Consider the following 18,797-nt stretch of genomic DNA (forward strand, 5'->3'; position numbering starts at 1 on the left):
TAAAGGATAAGGAGGTATCTATCATGGAAAACAGATATTCAAAAATTCTAGTCGCAGTTGATGGTTCAAGACAAGCAGAATGGGCATTCAAATATGCAGTATCAATCGCAAAACGTAATGAAAATGCGCACTTATATATAGCTTCAGTAATTGATGCTACAATAGCAACATCTGGTCTATCAGACCCATACATTTTTAATTCTTTTTACAAAAAAACTAAGGCTTTAGTTGAAAGTTATGTAGCAGTTGCTAAAGAAGAAGGACTAAATCATGTACATGGTATCGTTGAACAAGGTATTCCCAAAATAGTTCTTAGTGAAGATATAGTTGACGAAAAAGATATTGACCTAGTGGTTTGTGGCTCTTCTGGTTTAACAGGATTCAAGAGAATGCTTATGGGATCTGTATCAGAAGGAATAGTGCGTTATGCTAAATGTGATGTTATAATCATCAAACAAAAATCTATACCAGAAGATTTCGAACCAAAAATTGCTTTACAATTCCAAAAAGAAGATTAATTTATTATAAAATCTGCAATTTATTTTGCAGGTTTTTTATTTTAAATAAATTTTTATAAAAAATTAGTGTAGCTTTTTTTGCACTAATCTATTTTATTTTAAAATAATTTCTTATTAATTTCCCTGAAAATAAATTTTATTAGTATGCAATTTCTGTATTAATAATTTACTTTTTTAAATAAATATTTATTAGCTTGTTTTTAAAAAATATCTTTAAAACTTTATTCAATTTTAATAAAAAATTTTTATACATACCTATTAAAAATATAAAAAAATTAGTGTAAGTTTCTCCCTCACACTAATTTCTTTTTATAAAACTATTTCTTAAATTTGATAAAAATAAAATCCTACTTTACCCTAGTCATAATTTTTAATATTCTATCTTTTGTTTCAAGATTTAGGCTTATTCTTTCTGCAATTCCTTTTTTATCAAAATAAAGAACTTCATCACAACTACTACATAAAAATTCATAATCGTGCGTAATAATAAATATAATTATTTCCTTATTACTTATTTCTTGAATGAGATTTGATAATTCCTTCATGTTGATAAAATCTAAACCACTTGTTGGCTCATCAAATATTAAAATCTTTTTGCCTGACAGGAGGGCAGAAGCGATGGCAACACGCTGTTTTTCTCCTCCTGATAGGGTGTTGGGATGCCTATCAAGCAAATGGTTTAACTTTAATTTAGTAACTATATTATCAAAATTTCTTAAGTCTTTACAACCCAACTTTATTTCTGTTTCTACCCTGTTAGTAAATAGTTGATAATTGACATCTTGCATAACTTGAAAACAAGTATTTACTAAATCTTTTTTCTTCAATTCTTTACCGCTTAAAATTAGCTGACCTTTTGATTTTAAAAATCCTGACAGAGCATTTGCAAAAGTAGTCTTGCCACAACCATTATCTCCTATTATGGCATAAACTAAACCACTAGGGAAATTTTCTTCCCTATGAATAAGATTTCTATTATTTACCTTATATTCAAAATTTTTTAATTGCAAATAATTTTTACCAATATTTTTTAATTTCTTGTCTGCTAACTTGACCAAGTTCAAATCTAATTGACGTGTGCGACAATGACTGCCGTCAAAATTTTTTAAGTCCTCACTAAAAAATTCATGAATAATTTTTCCATCTTTAACTATAAACATTCTATCAATTAAATTTTTCAGGTAGTATATCCTGTGTTCTGCTATGACAATAGTCTTACCCTGTTTTTTTAATTTAGAGATAATATCAGCTATTAAAGATATGGCTTTAAGGTCAAGGTTGCTTGTTATTTCATCAAGAACATAAATATCAGCATCTAACATCATGCTAGCCATAAAGGCTAATTTTTGTTTTTCTCCCCCACTAATTTCTAAAATATTTCTGTCTAGTAAATTTTCTGCTTCAAATTCTTTAACCAAAAAATTTATACGTTCTAAAATTTTTTGAGGAGCAAAACCAAAATTTTCCATACTAAAGGCTAATTCACTTGTAGAATCTAGATGAAAAAACTGATTTTTTGGATTTTGAAAAACACTTCCTACAATACTAGAAAATTCGGTTAAATTATCGCCAATTTTTAGATGAGCAAGCTTCATACTACCACTAAAGCCACCCTCAAAAAATTCTGGGGCTAGGCCATTTAACATTCTTAAAATTGTAGTTTTCCCACAACCAGACGAACCCGTAAATAAGACACATTCACCCTTAGAAATTTTTAAATTTAAGTTTTCTATATTTAATTTTTCAGACTTGCTATATTTAAAATTAAAGTCTTTAAATTCTATCATAATTTACCTACTAACTATATAACTTAACTCCTCAAATTTTCGTTGAATAACCAAGTTACTATATCTTAAATATAAATACAAAAACTACTAATTTAACTAAAAATATCATAAATAAATAATCAGTAATTTTAAATTTTAATACTTGTATAGAACTTGCTTTACCCTTGTGTTCAATCCCCCTACACAAGCAAGATATTGATAATTCATTAGCTATGTTGGTACTTATAATTACATAGGGAACAAAAACATATTCCATAAATTTTAAGGGGTGTCTAAAATAGTAAAAAGGACTATTCCCTACACCCTTAATCTTCAAAGAATTTTTTATCATACTATAATCAGCTAACATAACAGGAAAAAACCTGAAAACAACTGCCAAGACGATAATTACACTATTGGATAGTTTAATCTTGCGTAAAAAAGTTATTAACTCAGAAACCTTAGAACTACCAACCAATACCATACCTGCACATATAGGAAAATAAACCGTCTTAAACAACAAAGAACTAAATAATATAAGATTGTCTATAAAACCCAGACTCCCTACCTTAGCTAAAAATAATTCATAAAGTGTAAATAATAGGTATATGGCATATATTCTTAAAGCCCGATACTGATTAAAAAATATAAAAACTATTAGGGTGAAAATAGTTGCTAGTATTAGATGTTCATAAATTGACATTTTTTTAAACATAAAAACATTGGCAAGTAAAAGTAGCAATATTTTTGTTCTAATATCTAATCTTAGATTCATTTTATAAGCCTGCTTTGTCAAAATTTCTAAAATATAATTTTCTTCCTATGTATGTTCCTAGTGCAGAAAAAACAATAGTTAGCACAACTACAACAATAAAAATATTCATACTTGAATTAGACATTACAAAATCTATTTTTTCTGGGCTGAAACCTCTGGCTTTTAAGTGTTCAATATAACTATCACGCATAAAGTACATAGGCATCAAAGCACCTAGCCCACCCAATGTGAAGAAAATATAAGAAAGATACTCATTATTTTTTCTAAAGAAATATTCTGCTAGTAAACCTCCTAAAATAGTAATAGGAAAGGCAATATATGGATGCCCTGATAAAAGTAAAAAGACACCAATTATAAAAGCTGCAATAAACACGGCATAGTCTTTTTTTATTTTATTAAATATTAGGGTATAGGCAGGTGCGGCAAAAAGTCCTGTTGCTACCGTAGTAAAAACAGAAAAATATAATTTACCAGCAAATAAAACAGAAAATACCCCTGCACAAACTCCGAGACCTACTGCCATTAGTAAAATTAAAAGTAGGGTATATAGCCCTAAAGTTATTAAATCTTTTGTTTTCAACTTATTATCATTTTCTTTATTAATATACTTTAATTCAGTCATAATAACTACCTACACTAATTCCTTTATTACTGCCAAGGCCGCCTCAAAATTTGGTTCTGAACTAACTTCATCACACAATTCTAAATATTTAACTTGACCACTTTTATCTAAAACTATAACTTGACGAGCCAATAATTCTATATCCTTAATCAGGCCCCCGACATTATTTTCAAAATCTCTATAACGATAATCTGAAACAGTGATAGCATTATTTACATCTTTATCTGCACAAAATCTATTAAGCGTAAAAGGCAAATCTTTCGATACCGTAACAACTACTAAATCTTCATAATTTTTTACTTCTTGATTAAATCTTACAGTTTGCATAGCACAGATACCAGTATCTACTGAGGGAAAAGCATTAACAACTATAATCTTTCCAGCATAATCTGCCAAATTAAAATCTGTCATATCCTTATTAACTGCCTTAAAATTTGGAAACTTACTACCAATTTCTATCCCCTTAAAAGTAACTTCGACTGGACGTCCCTTAAATGTAATATTTTTATTCATAATTTCTACTTCCTTCCTAGAATACTATATATTATAATATTATAATATCATAATTTATTATAAAAGAGAATAGTTATCAATTGAAAACATGTAATAAAAATTATAATTCTAGTCTGAATAGTGGTAGGCTAAACGAGCAGACCCATCTTCTACATAAATAATACCACAATACTGAAAATTATTTTTTGTAATGAGTCTTTGCATTAGCAAATTATCTTCGTGTGTGTCTATCCTTAAATCTGAAATTTGCCTTTTACAATATGATATAGCAAAATCAAAAATTCCCTTTTTACTACCCCTACTTGCTATTCTATGAATTGCTGCATAGTCATTATCATTAAGCCAATTTCCTTCTATATAATTATAAGTTTCGTCCATACCAAAGATAAGGGCAAAGACACCATAGATGTTTTTTTCATCTCCAACAACATAGAGTTGCCCCTTTTTTATATCATCAACTAATAATTCTTTCTTAGGATGATTATTTCTCCACTGCTGAGGATTATTATTTGCAATCATAAAATTTCTTGCAATAGAATATATAAGTAATACTTCCTCTAAATCTTCCATTCTTGCTTTTCTAACTTTCATTACTTAACCACCTCTTATATATTAAAATTGATAATATAGCCCAAGATAAACCCATTGAAAATCCAGCTATAAGATCAGTCGGATAATGAACTCCTAAATAAATTCTAGTAAAGCAAATAAATAAACTAAAAATTATAGCTAAAGAGTATATAAACAAAATAATCTTTTTATTTTTTATATTTTTTGTTAGGATATAAGCCAAAAGAATATATATTATTGCAGATGCCATAGCATGTCCACTCGGAAAAGAATAACCCTTAACAGAAATTAAATTTTCTATATAAGAAGCTGAATAAGGTCTAGGTCTTGCAAAAATATATTTTAAAATTCTATTTAGGAAAAATGCCCCTAACAAACTACTCATAGCCAAGAAAATAGCTAATTTCAATTCTTTCTTTAATATTAATATCAAACAAACTACAAGAACTAAAATTGTTAAAAATAAAGAACCACCCATGTGAGTAATAGTTACAATAATTTTAGTCATATTAATATTTCTTATTTCTAAAATATAAGACCAAATTTTATTATCAATTTGCCACTTATTATTACTAGGTTCACCCAAACCAAATAAAATAATTATAAAAAAAGGTAAACTACTGATAAGACTTAATAAATATAAATTTTTATTTTTCATTATTTATATTTTCTCCATTCAGAAAAATTTTAATTTTATTATATATAAATTTTTATAATTATAGCAAAAGTTTTGATAAAGTAAAAAATATTTAAATAAAGCTTAATATATTGAACAAATATATATTATAAAATAAAAATCTACATTTTATATAAGAAAAAACATACTAACTTCATAAAAAATATTAAAAACGACAAAAAAAAACAAGAAAATATCATGAATTAAAAATATTTAAAACTAAAATAAAAGGCTTAAGGACTTATGGATATTAGACTAGAATAATAGAGGACTTTAGGACTTCAGCATTATAGAAAGGCTAGAGAACTTAAAAAGTGTAAAGTAATTTATAAAACTATAAAAATAGATAAAGACAAAAGTTATTTATAGGATTAAAATTATAGGGCTTGATATATTAAATGCTAAGTAAGCACAAATTACTTCTACACTACTATAGGCTTTAGTTTATTTTAAAACTGTATATTTGCCCTTACTCTATCCTTATAAATTTGATATCACCAAACTTAAAAAAACTAGGACAAAAATTGCTAAAGAAAGTAGAGGAAAATTTAATAATGAAACTTCTATAATAAAAAATATAAAAGTAGTAAAGATTAAATGTTTGAAACTATGAAAATTGATAAGTTCTTTAGCAAAATTCACTTTAAAAAGTTTTATTTGAGAAAGTGGGAAAGAATTTGCTTGTTAAAAAGAAATTGAGAAAATGGGAATAGAGCCATATTTTTCTTACTAGCTATTCAGCCTGATAAAGAGCTAGTAAAAAAAGCCTAACTAATTGCTTATAGGCTATTGTAGCAAGGAAATTTATTTACTTAAAATTAACTTGGTAGAATTAATAAAAAATTTAATGGAGTTTTACAATAGATCTAGAAAATCGCTTAATTGTCAAACTCCATTTGATATGTTTATTCTAGCATTTAGTTTTACCTGTGTTTCTTAATATTTTATATTTTTAATATATTTTCATAGCTTAATCTATTAATGAAACTTTGATAAAGTTAGTAGTTCCTACACTACTCTTACCTGCATTTACTGGGATACCTCCAGTTATGATAATTGCATTATCTTTTTTAGCATAACCAGATTCAACGGCAATATCTTTTGCAGTTTCTAACATTTCATCTGTTGAAGTTACTTGATGAGAAACTTTTGCATCCACTCCCCATACTAAACTTAGTCCTCTAGCTACTTTTTCACTTGGAGTAACTGCTAGGATTGAAGCGTTAGGACGATATTTAGAAATTAGACGGGCTGTTTGACCTGATTCTGTATAAGTTACTATGGTATGCAAGTCTAAATTAAGGGCCGTATAGCCAACAGAAATACCTATGGCATTCGTAACATTACATTTTTTATCAGTTTTTGATCTTTCTTTGATAATGCTTGAATAGTCCTGCATATCTTCTGCACGTTTGGCGATTGTTGCCATTGTTTCTACCGATTCAACAGGATAAGCACCCGCGGCTGATTCTCCAGATAACATTATTGCATCTGTACCATCAAAAATAGCGTTAGCTACATCTGATACTTCTGCACGTGTTGGTCGTGGATTTTTTTGCATTGAATCTAACATTTGTGTAGCAGTGATAACAAATTTTCCAGATTTATTACAACGACGAATAATATCTTTTTGGATAATCGGCACTTCTTCTGCTGGAACTTCTACACCTAAATCTCCACGAGCAATCATAATTCCCTCTGATACTTCTAAGACTGATTCTATATTATCAACACATTCTTGGCATTCTACCTTAGGAATTATTTGAACGTGTTCGCAACCTTCTTCTTTTAAAATACGGCGTACTTCTAAAACATTTTCTTTAGTACGAACAAATGATGCTGCGACAAAGTCAATACCCTGTTTACAGCCAAAACGAATATCTTGCTCATCTTTTTCAGTAATACCTGGTAATTTAGTTGATACACCTGGCACATTTACACCTTTTTTATTTTTAAGAACTCCACCATTTTGAATAGTCGTGTATATCAATCCAGCTTCCACATCAACTTTATTTACCGTAAGTCCTATTAAGCCATCATCTAATAATATTGTATCACCAGCTTTTACATCATGAACCAATTCTCCATAAGTAATTGAGAACATCTCAGGACTTCCTAATACTTCTTTCATAGATACGATAACATCTTTTCCTTTTTCTAAAAGTATGGCTCCATTTTCCATTTCATTAGTTCTAATTTCTGGACCCTTAGTATCTAAAAGTATGGCTATATTTTTCCCAGTTTCTTCTCGAACCTCTTTTATTGTAGCTATGCGTGCTGCGTGTTCTTCATAATCTCCGTGCGAAAAGTTAAGACGGCAAACATTCATTCCTAGTTCTGCCATTTTTTTCAAGATTTCTTTTTTTTCTGATTTTGGCCCTATTGTACAAATTATTTTTGTTTTTTTACTCATTCTTTACCTCGTTTTATATTGAAAGTTGTTTTGACACTTCATACATATCTAAGTCTACTGTGTGTTCGTCTTCAAAGACATCTTCAAAGCGTGAACTTACCAATCTATTATTTTGAATACCTACTGCTCTTCCCGATTCTCCAGCAATAAGTAATTGCACTGCATAGTTACCAAGTCTTGATGCTAGCAACCTATCCATAGCACTAGGTGTCCCACCGCGTTGAATATGACCTAAAATGGCATATTTTACATTGATCCCATAATCTTTTTTTATCATTTCTGATAGTTCAGGTGCAGACATAACTCCTTCTGCTAAGATGATGATTGAGTGTTTTTTCCCCCTAGCTTCTGCTTGGCGTACTCTTGAAATTACATCTTCAAGAGATTCTTTTTTTTCTGGAATTATTATTGATTCTGAACCACCTGCAATACCTGCAACTAGGGCTAAATCTCCTGCATTACGTCCCATTACTTCTATAACAAATACTCTTTCATGGCTTGATGCTGTATCACGAATTGTATCTATGGCGTCAATTATTGTATTTAAGGCTGTATCAAAACCTATAGTAAAATCAGTACCGCAAATATCATTATCTATGGTGCCTGGGATACCAATAGTTTTTATATCCATTTCCCTACTAAGTGCCATGGCACCACGATAAGAACCATCACCACCAACAACTACAAGCCCATCAATACCCAGATTTTTTAAATTTTGAATAGCGCCTTTTCTTACATCAGGATTGGCAAATTCTGGAAATCTTGCAGAACCTAAAAAAGTTCCCCCACGATTTATAATGTTACCAACATCACCACATTCAAGTTTTTTTATTTTACCTTCTAGCATACCCTTGTAGCCTTGAAATATACCGTAGGCTTCGATCCCATTAAAAATTGCTGTTCTTACAACTGCACGAACGGTAGCATTCATGCCTGGAGCATCTCCACCACTTGTTAAGACTGCTATTTTTTTCATCTTAAAGAACTCCTTTTTTATTTTATTCATATAAATAATAACATATTTTTTATTTTATTACTAGAGAAAAAAGGATTATTTTTGTTTTTTTGTTTGTTTTTTCTTTTTATTTAATTTATGTATAAGTTAGTTTAATAGCTTTTTCAGGGTAGGATTCCAAAAATTTACAAACAAATTCTTGTTCGTTTTTTATGTGAGTTTTTTTAGTTATTTTATTATTTTTAAAAACGGAAATTAATTTAACCTTTGCATCACTAGCAATATACTCTTTTACAAAATTAATATTTTCTTCGTCTATCAGAACATATATTTGTTTGATATTATTTAAGCAATAATCTCGATATTTTTCTAGTGTCCTTATTTTTTCTAAAATATATTGTAGTCTGTCATTTCTAATTTGAGCTTTGACAGAAATTACAAAAAAATTATTTGTCTTTAACATGGCAAGGACATATTTATATACATTAGGAAATACTGTAAGGTCGTAGTCAGCCTTGCCGTCATTTACGGTTAAAAATGCCATTGTATCTCCTTTTTTAGTTTTTATTTCTTTGATATTAATTACTTCTACATAGCTATCGCTACTTTCGTTTGTTAGATATTTAAGAGGCAGGTAGTGATATTTTTCTTTTTCTACTTGGGCTGGGTGTTTTAAAAAATAAGTTCCTGTAACTTCTTTTTCCATTTTTATTTTTTCTTGTACTGTATAGTCTTCAACTTCTTCAATTTTCAAAGTTAAACCTTCTGTATTTATAGCAAATCTCACCTTGTCAATGTGTTGTCTAGTATCTTCGTAATAATCTTTTATTTTTTTCATTACAGTGGCTCGATTATAACCAAAGCTATCCAAGGCCCCAGCCTTTACTAAAGAAGTTGCCGCTTGATAGTCTACTTTTTTATTCATTCTTCTTAAAAAGTCATCAATATCTAAGTATTTACCAAAATTTAGCCTGTCATTTACTATTTCTGTTGCCGACCTAAAACCTACATTTTTTATTGCTACTAGAGCAAAGCTGATATTATTTTTATTAACTGTAAAATTAATTCCACTTATGTTGACATCTGGATTGAGTAATTTTATATTGTGGATATTTAATTCTTGTTTGTATTCATTTATTTTATTTTCACTGTTGACAACATTATTTAATAAAGCTGTCATGAAATAGTGGTTGTAATAATATTTTAAGTAAGCAAGTTTGTAAGCTAACATACTATAAACCACAGCGTGAGATTTATTAAAACCGTAGTTGGCAAAGGTTACTATCATTTCAAAAATAGCCTGGGCTATTTTTAGGTCGTAACCAGAGGAAACAGATTTTTCTATGAAGATTTTACCGTAATATTCTAAGTCTTCTTTTTTCTTTTTGCTAACTGCTCGACGCATATTGTCCGCTTCATTCAAACTCATATTGGCAAAATTTACGGCTATGAGCATAATCTGTTCTTGATAGACAATAACTCCGTAAGTGTCTTTTAAAATTTTCTCAAGTTTTGGGTGAGGATATTTTACATTTTCTTTGCCGTGTTTTCTATTAATATAAGTTTCTATGTGGGACATGGGTCCTGGTCGATATAAGGAAGTCATGGCTACAACATCATTAAATTCTGTCGGTTGTAAGAGGCGTAATTTTTCTTTTATACCGCTATTTTCAAACTGGAATATTCCTTCTGTTTTACCCTCAGCAAATAGCTTATAAACATTTTTATCTTTGTAACTTATATTTTTTATATCAAAATTTTTTTCTGTTTTTTGAATTTCCTTAACAATATTATCTACCATTGTTAAGTATCTTATACCAAGAAAATCTATTTTTAAAAGTCCCACATATTCTATATCGTCCATAGTCCACTGGGTTAGGTTACTTACAAGATTTCCTTTTTCTAGGGCAGTATAATTATATAAATTATTTTCATCACTAATAATTAAACCTGCTGCGTGTACTGAAGTATTGCGTGGTAAATTTTCTAAACTCTTAGCAACACTGAACCAGCGTTCATTTTGCTGGCTAGAATGAACAAAATTTCTCAAGTCTAAATTTTCTTCGTAACATTCTTCTAAACTCATACGAGAATTAATTAGTCTACTGATATACTTTAAATTTTCATCGGAAAATTGCAGTATCCTAGCACTTTCTCTAGCCGCACTTTTGGATTGAAAAGTATTAAAGGTTATGATTTGGGCTACCCTATTGCTTCCATATTTTTCTTCTACATATTTTATTACTTCATCTCTACGAGTATCCTGAAAATCTATATCAATATCAGGCATAGAAATTCTATCCTTATTTAAAAATCTTTCAAATAGTAAATTAAATTCTAGTGGGTCAGCCTCTGTAATATCCAGCAAGTAACAGACCAAACTTCCTGCTGCACTACCACGTCCTGCCCCAACAGCAATTCCATTTTCTTTGGCATATTTTACAAAATCTCTAACTATTAAGAAATAATCAGCAAAGCCCATTTCATAAATTGTTTTAAGTTCATAATCAAAACGTTTTTTATATTTATAAAAATCTTTACCACCTAATTTTTGTTTTGCACCTTTAACCACAAGATAGTGCAGATATTCAAGGCTTGATTTTTGTTTGAAAATTTCTTCATCTTTATTATAGACATATTTGGGTAGATGATAGCCCTTAAATTCTAAGCTGTATTTAGTTTTTTTAATAATTTCTTCTTGCCTTGCAATAGCTTTTTTCAATAAATTTTTAGCCAAGGGATTAATAATATTATCAAGAAGTTTTATGATATTATCCTGGGTGTAAACAAAATCATTACCCCTAGTTACAACTAATTCTTCTATATTTAATTTTCTGTTATCTCTTATTGCCCTAGCAACAACAAGAGTTTGATAATTATTATAGTCTAAATAGTAACTTGCTTTGGAATAAACTAATTTACTAATATATTGATAGACCTTGTAGTTATAACTTTCATTAAATGCGAAGTAGTAATCTAAATTTTTTATTTTTTCTACAATATCTTTTGCTTGATTTACAGAAAATATTTCCGATGCAACTATAAGGAGGCAGTCATCTTTAAAATCAGATAAGGTTTCAGCTATTTCTTCTAAAGAAAATTCTTTGCCCTTAGTTTGTATAAGACTAGAAATTTTTAGAAGTTGCTTAAACATTTTTTCATTTTTACATAAAATATTTAAGTTTAAAAAATCTAGTTCGTTGCTTACTTTTATTTCTAGGGCCTGGATTAAAGATATATTATATTTTTTAGCTAGTTTATGACTTTGGATAGCTGCATACATATTTGGGTCTGTAATGCAAACTGCTTCTTGCTTGTCAGCCTCTAATTTTTGAAATAAATTTTCTAATTTTATGGTACTATTTAACAAGTCATAGCTGGTGTGCACCTGCAAGTTATAATATTTCATACTATCCACCCTTCTTAATTAATAATATTTTAATTATACTATAAATAGAAAAAAAATAAAATTTAGCTAATTTATATTTTAAAAACAAATATTTTTAGTAACTAGGAATAAAAAATATTAGTTTTGTTTTTTATATTGGTTATAAAAAATATTTTCTGCTAGAACTTGATAAAAAATATTTAAAATTTTTAAATACAAATTATTTTAAACTCTAATATGGTCATAATAAAAAGCAATAACTCAATTTCTTGAATTACTGCCTTGACTTAGCCACAGTTGCTTGTGCCACCCTCTATAAAGTCCCCCAAGTCCTTAGTTTCTTCTTTGAGATAGCGATAAACACGCTTGTTTGAACAACCTATAAAGTGTACCGTTTTTGCTTTTTCACTTATAAAATTACCATCTTCATCAACAAGATTTTTGTCGGCAATACGGCGTTCTATCTTGCCTATAAAATGTACATAACCTTCAAATTCTATACACTCCCTCACCCTGCATTCCATTGATAAAAAACATTCATCAATTAGGGGGGCGTCTACAAAATTTCCTACCGTATAGGGCAGGTCAGCCTGCTGTAACTTGTTGTTACCACTGAAAAAACCGCATATTTCTATTTCAGACATCAGACTATCACAGGGTAAATTTATTGTGAATTCGCCATATTTTTTTATTTGCTCTGCCGCATGACTATCCGAAGTTATTCCCATATTAATTGTATTTCCCAAAGAATATGTCGAGCTTATTGTTGTTGCATTGTACTTAAACTTATCATCCTTGTAGCCAACCAAAACCACTGGGAAAGCATAATATAATTTTTTAGTGTGAATTTCAGATTTTTCTTTTATAAACATATTTTCCCTCTTAATTTCTAACAAAAATTAATTCTTTCTCAGAAGATAAGTCTTCTTTGTAACCATAATTATCAAATTCTATATTTTTTATTTCTTCAATACTATCAATATTCTTTTCTATGAGCTGACTTAAAAATTTACCCCTAGCCTTTTTAGAAATAGTAGAATGAACTTTTAATTCTCCGTCTTTTTTCTCCATAAATATTATTTTTATAAGTTTACTCCTCAAGTCTTTTGAAAAAACTTCTTCAAATTCTTTTGAGAGTAGAGAAATAGCAAAATCTTCATTCTTTAAAAATTCGTCATATTCACTACGCCAGTATTGTTTTAAGGACATACTCCCTACCTTGATATTTTGAAGAAAATCTAGTCTGTGTTCGGATATTTTTTCGTATGCACTAATAATACCATAAAAGGACGAGGCAATAAAAACATTAGCACCCACATAGTCTTTTTCCTTTTCGGTTAGGGCCACTCTTTTTATATTGCGATACATTAAACCGTCAAATAAGTTTATAGCTTCGTATATTTTGGCATCAAGACTAGCTATATTTTTTAAACGCAAGCTTTCTTTTTGAGCCTGCTCTTCTTTAATTTTGTATATCCTTGCTAAGTCTTTTATATCATACTTCAATAAAACGTCTAAAATCATCTTACTTTTTTCAGGCAAGGTCTCAAGTTTTTGGTTACTACTATCAATTTTCATTTCCTTAGCAGTAGGTATTAAAATTTTCATATACAACTCCTATAATTTAATACACTAACCATTATATACAAAAAAATTTCTTTTGCAATTAAAAACTATTTTAGATATAAGCAAATACTTTGTTGAAAATATTAAAATTAGTTATAATAAATATAAATTAATTTCTTGGAGGAATAAAAAATGAAGTTTGAATTACCAAAATTACCCTACGGCTATGATTTCTTAGAACCAGTAATAGACAAGGCTACTATGGAAATACACCACTCTAAACACCACGCCGCCTATGTAAATAACCTAAACGCAGCTCTGGAAAAACATCCCGACTTCGAGTTTACCTGTATAGGCAGTGTATTGGAAAATATTGATAAAGTTCCTGCCGACATTAAACAGGCTGTAATCAACAATGGAGGTGGCCACTTAAATCACCTACTATTTTGGAAATCTCTAGCAGCTCCAGATACTTCTGTCTTGACTGGGGAAATAAAAGAAAAAATAGATGCTGACCTTGGAGGTTATGAAAAATTTGTAGACTTATTCTCAGCGGCGGCAACTAGTCGTTTTGGAAGTGGTTGGGCTTGGCTTGTTCTTAACAAAGACGGTAAACTAGAAGTTATCTCAACTCCAAACCAGGATTCGCCTGTAATGGAAGGAAAATTCCCACTTCTTGGACTAGATGTTTGGGAACATGCTTATTACTTAAATTACCAAAACCGCAGACCTGAATACATCAAAGAATTTTTCAGGGTAGTAAACTGGGATTTCGTAAACTCTCGCCTGGAAAAAGCCAAAAACCACTGTGGTTGCAATAAATAAAAATAAAAATCAACTAAGAAATTCTTAGTTGATTTTTATTCTCTCAGGTAAATTATAAATTTTTTATATATTTTTAAAATTCTTATGCCATAATAAATTTCATTTTAAATTTTTAAAATAAATTATAAGTATTTATATTTCAAATTTTTCTGTGGCTTCTTTACACTCCCCGTATTTATTACTAACAATTTTTTTCTGCTTTCTCCTCTTTTTATTTCTTATGTATTTTAAAGCTTTACTCTTATTACCCAAATTTTTCAGACCTGATAAAATTTATTTGAACTTACTGCATACTAGAATATCTCCGCAAGTAAAAGCCAACTATTATTTTTCATATCTTCTACATAGTCTGTATTATTTAAATATAGTTCATCATTTCTATCTCTAACAAAACCAAACTTGTATCCGTGTTTTTTTGCAAATTCTTTAAATGCTTCAAACTTATTTTCTACTTGAATATCGATATTTTTACTTTGTCCGTTTTTCTCTCCTCCTTTAGTTTCAATCAACCAGATTGAACCATCTTGAAGTTGAATAATATAGTCGGGATAAAATAGTCTTTGTTTATCAAAATTTGTTCCATAAACTACTGATAGATATTGTTGTCCACTATCTCCATTTTTATACACATATTTCACATTAGGATTTTTCTCACAATATTTTTCAAATAGTCTTTCTGATGTAGACCGAAAATCGTCTGTAATCATAGATGTATTATATTCCTTATACACATTCGTTTCTAAATTTCTTACGTTTGGTTCAAATGGAACATAACGATAATGTTCTTCAGACGGAATTACAAAATCTTCAATTCTGTTTTCCAACCACTGCACCTGCAAATATTTTATTCCGGAAAATGTAATAAAATCCTCTTTTAATCTATCAACATTATTAATAATAAAAGCGTAAAATTCTCTTAGGTTTAAATTTAGTAATTTATATCTCTTATTCCCAAAATTCCCTCCTAGGAATAATGTTTTAAGTATTTGATGTGTCTTGTCATAGCTAAGTCCGATATGTTTTTTAATGGCATCAACGCAATGCTGTCTATCAATACCGTGAATGTGGGTATTTACTTCAATATCCATTATTCCATATTGTGCATGTTCTTCATTTACTTGCATTAGTGTAGAATATTTACCTGTTAGGTATTTTCTTTTTAAGCTTGTACCAAAAATAAAACCGGCATTTTCTAGTCTTTTTCTATTTTCTTGTTTTATACTGTCTAATGAATATTTTTCTTTAAAAAATTCATAGATACGATTACGCATTTCTTGTTCGTCTACATAGTTGCCGTCCTGATTTCTAAGTTCTTTTTTAAGTTTTATAGTTTTTACTTCATCTTTTAAAAATAATCTCTGCGTTTCAAATCCGCTACCAGCTTTTATTACATCTAATTTATATTTTTCATCAAATGTATATAGATATGAACAGTCTAGTATATCTCTTCCATAATGTTTTGCCTTTGGCATTCTTCTAAGTCTACCTAGCGTTTGAATTTCAAATGTATCACTCATGTTCTCACGCAGTTTTACAAGTATCTTGGCACGAGGGCAATCCCAGCCAGTAGCTAGTGCTTGTTTGAAAAGTAAAAATACAGGGCTTGCATTAGCTTTTGTAATGCTGTCTTCATCTCTTGTTCCGATATTTATTTTTCCTAGTTTTTTAGATTTTCTGTCTTTGTCTTCCTTATTTTCTGCACTAAACCATGAAGCCAGTAGTTTATTTTGATAACTATAGCCCATGTTATTCAATTTGTTTTCTACAAATTCAATAAGTTCATCATTTAAATTTGGAAATTGAACTAAAACAAGAGGTCTTACATCTTCTTTTTCATCTATATAGGCTTGTGCAATTTCTTTTCTAACTTCGTCTGCTTTTTCTAGTAGTATTTCTGCTTCATTTTTGGGGTCAATTACACTTACTGATTCTAATCCTTTATTAATATACATAAAGCGAGTAATTAATTCTTCATTGATTACATCAAGTTCTGGTATTTCATAAAATTCTCCAACAACTCTTTTATTTGGTGTAGCAGATACTCTTATTTCATATTTTGCATTGATACTTGAAATAATATCATCTGCTTTAGATGTATTATTTTGATGTTCTTCATCTATGATAATAATAAAGTTTTTACCTTTTCTATGTGCTTCAGAAATTCTTTCAAATAGATTTTTTCTTTCGCTTTCTCTTATGGCAGTATTATCTTTTTTAGTAATTGTTTCCCAGTTAATAAAGTAGCTTGTGCCAGAAACAAATCCACTAGATAAAATATCAAATAAAGTTCCTGTTTTTAAAGTCGGTGAAAATCGACACATTTTTTCTTTTGACTGTTCTTCAAGTTCTCCCTTGCCCGGACAAAACCAACAAATAATATCATCTTCATGATAATCTAAATATTTTTCAATGTAGGCTACTAAAATTATTGTTTTACCACTTCCTGTAGGACTTTGCAGGACAATTTTGGGTTTAGACTTACTATTTGTTGTTTTTTCAAAAAGAAAGTCTACTGCTTTTTCTTGAAAATCTTTAAGTTTTAATCCAATCATATCTCTCCAACCTCCTTAAGTTCACTTCTGTAGTAATATTCAGGAATATTGATTACAGAAACATTTTTATCGTCTAATATTCTTTGATGGCTTCTTGATAAGAAGATACCCGAGCTAATAAATAGTTTTCCATATTCTTTTATAGTATTAACTATTTCATCAAGTTTATCTTCATCATCTAAAATAATATATTTTTTATTGTCTATTTCAATGTGATATTCTAGTTCAATTAGTTCTTTAATATGTTCTAGCATTTTTTCAGAGATACTTTCTTCATCTTCATCACTTTCATATTTAGCAATAAATTTTGTTTTAAAGTATTTTAAGTTATGGGGTAAGTCTTCTTGAATATTTTTTAATCTTTGGTAGGTTACTTCCTCGCAAATATTATTTTCATTATTGGTGCAAAGAATATATTTACGATTTCCTCCGTCTTCTTTATTTAGTTGCATTACTGCATGCCCCGTTGTGCCTGACCCTGCGAAAAAGTCTAAAATAATTTTATTTGTTCTGTTATTTTCAGTAAATCTAATTAAATATTTAATTAAAGATGTAGGTTTTGGATAAGTCATGGAATTATTAGGAACTAAAATATTAAGTTCTTTTTTTGCTCCTTCATTTGTTTCAACTCTACACTCATTCATAGAAATAATATCTGAAGGACGTTTTATTCTTTCCCCAACTCTAACATAACGTGGAGAAAATTTTTTAGATTTTATTACAAAAGTTGTTTCGTTAAGTACCTCCTCATCTACTGTTTCTTGAGTCCATTTAAAACATCCTCTTAAAACAAAATCTTCTTTTGAAAATCCGTCAACAATATCTAAATCATTTTTTAATTCTATTTTTCCATAATTTCCTTTTTTAAATTTTCCATTAAAACTAAATTTAACTTTTGATTTATCAAACTTTATATCTCTAACTGTATTTCCTTCATTCAACAAAGGCATATCTCCACCAAGAGTAATTCCAGCATTATATTTAATATCAGTTCTATTTTTTTCATAACAAATAACATATTCAAATTTATTTCTTACTTTCTTAGATAATGAAGGTGGGGTTGACGTTTTATTCCACTTATAAATTGCAATAAAATTTTCTTCCCCAAACACTTCATCACAAAGTAATTTTAGTTGTGCTTGTTCATTATCATCAATAGAGATAAAAATAACACCCTCATCACTTAAAAGCTCTCTGGCAATTTCAAGTCTTTGTTCCATAAAGGATAGCCATTTGCTATGTGAATAACCGTCTGTTTTATCAACAAAGCTGTCGTTATAAATGAAGTCCTTGTTACCCGTATTATAAGGCGGGTCGATATAGATAACATCAATTTTCCCCTTGTGTGTTTTTTCAAGGAGTTTTAGGGAGTGGAGATTGTCCCCCTCTAATAAAAAATTGTAAACTTCATTTTCTTTTACTGTGATTTTTCTATTCTCATCTTCACAGAATACGGGTATGTTGTGTTCTAACATTTCATCTACTTTTTCTGTGTGTTTTTCCCAGACTAGACCGTATTTTTTCTCGTTAAGTGCTGTTTCAATTTGACCCAAAGCTCTTAGACTTTCATCATCTTGATGTTCCCCTTTTAGTTTATTTAAAAAGTCTAGCATTTTCTGTCTTTTTTGCTGTGATATGTTTGCCATGATTTTTCCTTT

At 29.2% G+C, this 18,797-nt stretch carries 15 protein-coding genes; 2 read left to right on the forward strand and 13 right to left on the reverse strand.

The annotated features are described in order from the left end of the window. The first annotated feature begins 23 nt into the window (after window positions 1-23). Complete coding sequence (locus KMP11_RS04860) at window positions 24-518, forward strand: universal stress protein (RefSeq protein ID WP_216279600.1); 495 nt, start codon at window positions 24-26, stop codon at window positions 516-518. Window positions 519-865: 347 nt separating this feature from the next. Here KMP11_RS04860 and KMP11_RS04865 read toward each other — a convergent pair whose 3' ends face one another. The 11 genes from KMP11_RS04865 to yaaA form a co-directional block, all read right to left on the reverse strand. Further along, window positions 866-2,305, reverse strand: a complete 1,440-nt coding sequence (locus KMP11_RS04865; protein WP_216279601.1) for an ATP-binding cassette domain-containing protein — start codon at window positions 2,303-2,305, stop codon at window positions 866-868. A 58-nt stretch (window positions 2,306-2,363) separates the two neighbouring features. After that, entirely contained in the window at window positions 2,364-3,059 is a 696-nt protein-coding gene (locus tag KMP11_RS04870; protein WP_216279602.1) for an energy-coupling factor transporter transmembrane component T family protein, read from the reverse strand. 1 nt (window position 3,060) lies between these two features. Then, the gene (locus KMP11_RS04875) at window positions 3,061-3,681 is read right to left on the reverse strand and encodes an MptD family putative ECF transporter S component (RefSeq protein WP_215756250.1); all 621 of its coding nucleotides are present in this window, start codon (window positions 3,679-3,681) and stop codon (window positions 3,061-3,063) included. A 9-nt stretch (window positions 3,682-3,690) separates the two neighbouring features. Then, a complete protein-coding gene (gene tpx, locus KMP11_RS04880; protein WP_215756249.1) occupies window positions 3,691-4,194 on the reverse strand; it encodes a thiol peroxidase in 504 nt (167 codons plus the stop codon). A gap of 108 nt (window positions 4,195-4,302) precedes the next feature. Next, window positions 4,303-4,785 (reverse strand): GNAT family N-acetyltransferase, encoded by a 483-nt coding sequence (locus KMP11_RS04885; RefSeq protein ID WP_215756248.1) that lies wholly within the window; start codon window positions 4,783-4,785, stop codon window positions 4,303-4,305. Next, the gene (locus KMP11_RS04890) at window positions 4,775-5,422 is read right to left on the reverse strand and encodes a phosphatase PAP2 family protein (RefSeq protein WP_216279603.1); all 648 of its coding nucleotides are present in this window, start codon (window positions 5,420-5,422) and stop codon (window positions 4,775-4,777) included. Before KMP11_RS04890 ends, KMP11_RS04885 begins: the two co-directional genes overlap by 11 nt. A 988-nt stretch (window positions 5,423-6,410) precedes the next feature. Next, window positions 6,411-7,853: a pyruvate kinase gene (gene pyk / locus KMP11_RS04895; protein ID WP_216279604.1), complete on the reverse strand. Its 1,443-nt coding sequence runs from the start codon at window positions 7,851-7,853 to the stop codon at window positions 6,411-6,413. A 13-nt stretch (window positions 7,854-7,866) separates the two neighbouring features. Further along, entirely contained in the window at window positions 7,867-8,829 is a 963-nt protein-coding gene (pfkA, locus tag KMP11_RS04900; protein ID WP_216279605.1) for a 6-phosphofructokinase, read from the reverse strand. A 115-nt stretch (window positions 8,830-8,944) separates the two neighbouring features. After that, on the reverse strand, window positions 8,945-12,217 hold the full coding sequence (locus tag KMP11_RS04905; RefSeq protein ID WP_216279606.1) for a DNA polymerase III subunit alpha: 3,273 nt from the start codon (window positions 12,215-12,217) through the stop codon (window positions 8,945-8,947). Between the two features lie 266 nt (window positions 12,218-12,483). After that, a complete protein-coding gene (locus KMP11_RS04910; RefSeq protein ID WP_216279607.1) occupies window positions 12,484-13,068 on the reverse strand; it encodes a flavin reductase family protein in 585 nt (194 codons plus the stop codon). Window positions 13,069-13,078: 10 nt separating this feature from the next. Continuing rightward, complete coding sequence (gene yaaA, locus KMP11_RS04915) at window positions 13,079-13,804, reverse strand: peroxide stress protein YaaA (RefSeq protein WP_216279608.1); 726 nt, start codon at window positions 13,802-13,804, stop codon at window positions 13,079-13,081. Window positions 13,805-13,954: 150 nt separating this feature from the next. Between yaaA and KMP11_RS04920 the strand changes: the two genes are divergently transcribed. Further along, complete coding sequence (locus KMP11_RS04920) at window positions 13,955-14,587, forward strand: superoxide dismutase (protein ID WP_216279609.1); 633 nt, start codon at window positions 13,955-13,957, stop codon at window positions 14,585-14,587. A 293-nt stretch (window positions 14,588-14,880) separates the two neighbouring features. Here KMP11_RS04920 and KMP11_RS04925 read toward each other — a convergent pair whose 3' ends face one another. Together KMP11_RS04925 and KMP11_RS04930 are read right to left on the reverse strand one after the other, a co-directional pair. Then, window positions 14,881-17,139 (reverse strand): DEAD/DEAH box helicase family protein, encoded by a 2,259-nt coding sequence (locus KMP11_RS04925; protein WP_216279610.1) that lies wholly within the window; start codon window positions 17,137-17,139, stop codon window positions 14,881-14,883. Then, a complete protein-coding gene (locus KMP11_RS04930) occupies window positions 17,136-18,785 on the reverse strand; it encodes a site-specific DNA-methyltransferase (RefSeq protein WP_216279611.1) in 1,650 nt (549 codons plus the stop codon). The genes KMP11_RS04925 and KMP11_RS04930 overlap by 4 nt, the downstream gene beginning before the upstream one ends. Window positions 18,786-18,797: the final 12 nt, after the last annotated feature.

This window comes from Gemella sp. zg-570 (assembly GCF_018866345.1).
Taxonomy (GTDB): domain Bacteria; phylum Bacillota; class Bacilli; order Staphylococcales; family Gemellaceae; genus Gemelliphila.

Coding starts and splice junctions, on each gene's coding strand:
- KMP11_RS04910 (WP_216279607.1), bottom strand. CDS start 13,068: ATGTTTATAAAAGAAAAATCTGAAATTCACACTAAAAAATTATATTAT.
- yaaA (WP_216279608.1), bottom strand. CDS start 13,804: ATGAAAATTTTAATACCTACTGCTAAGGAAATGAAAATTGATAGTAGT.
- KMP11_RS04860 (WP_216279600.1), top strand. CDS start 24: ATGGAAAACAGATATTCAAAAATTCTAGTCGCAGTTGATGGTTCAAGA.
- KMP11_RS04875 (WP_215756250.1), bottom strand. CDS start 3,681: ATGACTGAATTAAAGTATATTAATAAAGAAAATGATAATAAGTTGAAA.
- KMP11_RS04870 (WP_216279602.1), bottom strand. CDS start 3,059: ATGAATCTAAGATTAGATATTAGAACAAAAATATTGCTACTTTTACTT.
- pyk (WP_216279604.1), bottom strand. CDS start 7,853: ATGAGTAAAAAAACAAAAATAATTTGTACAATAGGGCCAAAATCAGAA.
- KMP11_RS04905 (WP_216279606.1), bottom strand. CDS start 12,217: ATGAAATATTATAACTTGCAGGTGCACACCAGCTATGACTTGTTAAAT.
- pfkA (WP_216279605.1), bottom strand. CDS start 8,829: ATGAAAAAAATAGCAGTCTTAACAAGTGGTGGAGATGCTCCAGGCATG.
- tpx (WP_215756249.1), bottom strand. CDS start 4,194: ATGAATAAAAATATTACATTTAAGGGACGTCCAGTCGAAGTTACTTTT.
- KMP11_RS04865 (WP_216279601.1), bottom strand. CDS start 2,305: ATGATAGAATTTAAAGACTTTAATTTTAAATATAGCAAGTCTGAAAAA.
- KMP11_RS04885 (WP_215756248.1), bottom strand. CDS start 4,785: ATGAAAGTTAGAAAAGCAAGAATGGAAGATTTAGAGGAAGTATTACTT.
- KMP11_RS04920 (WP_216279609.1), top strand. CDS start 13,955: ATGAAGTTTGAATTACCAAAATTACCCTACGGCTATGATTTCTTAGAA.
- KMP11_RS04925 (WP_216279610.1), bottom strand. CDS start 17,139: ATGATTGGATTAAAACTTAAAGATTTTCAAGAAAAAGCAGTAGACTTT.
- KMP11_RS04930 (WP_216279611.1), bottom strand. CDS start 18,785: ATGGCAAACATATCACAGCAAAAAAGACAGAAAATGCTAGACTTTTTA.
- KMP11_RS04890 (WP_216279603.1), bottom strand. CDS start 5,422: ATGAAAAATAAAAATTTATATTTATTAAGTCTTATCAGTAGTTTACCT.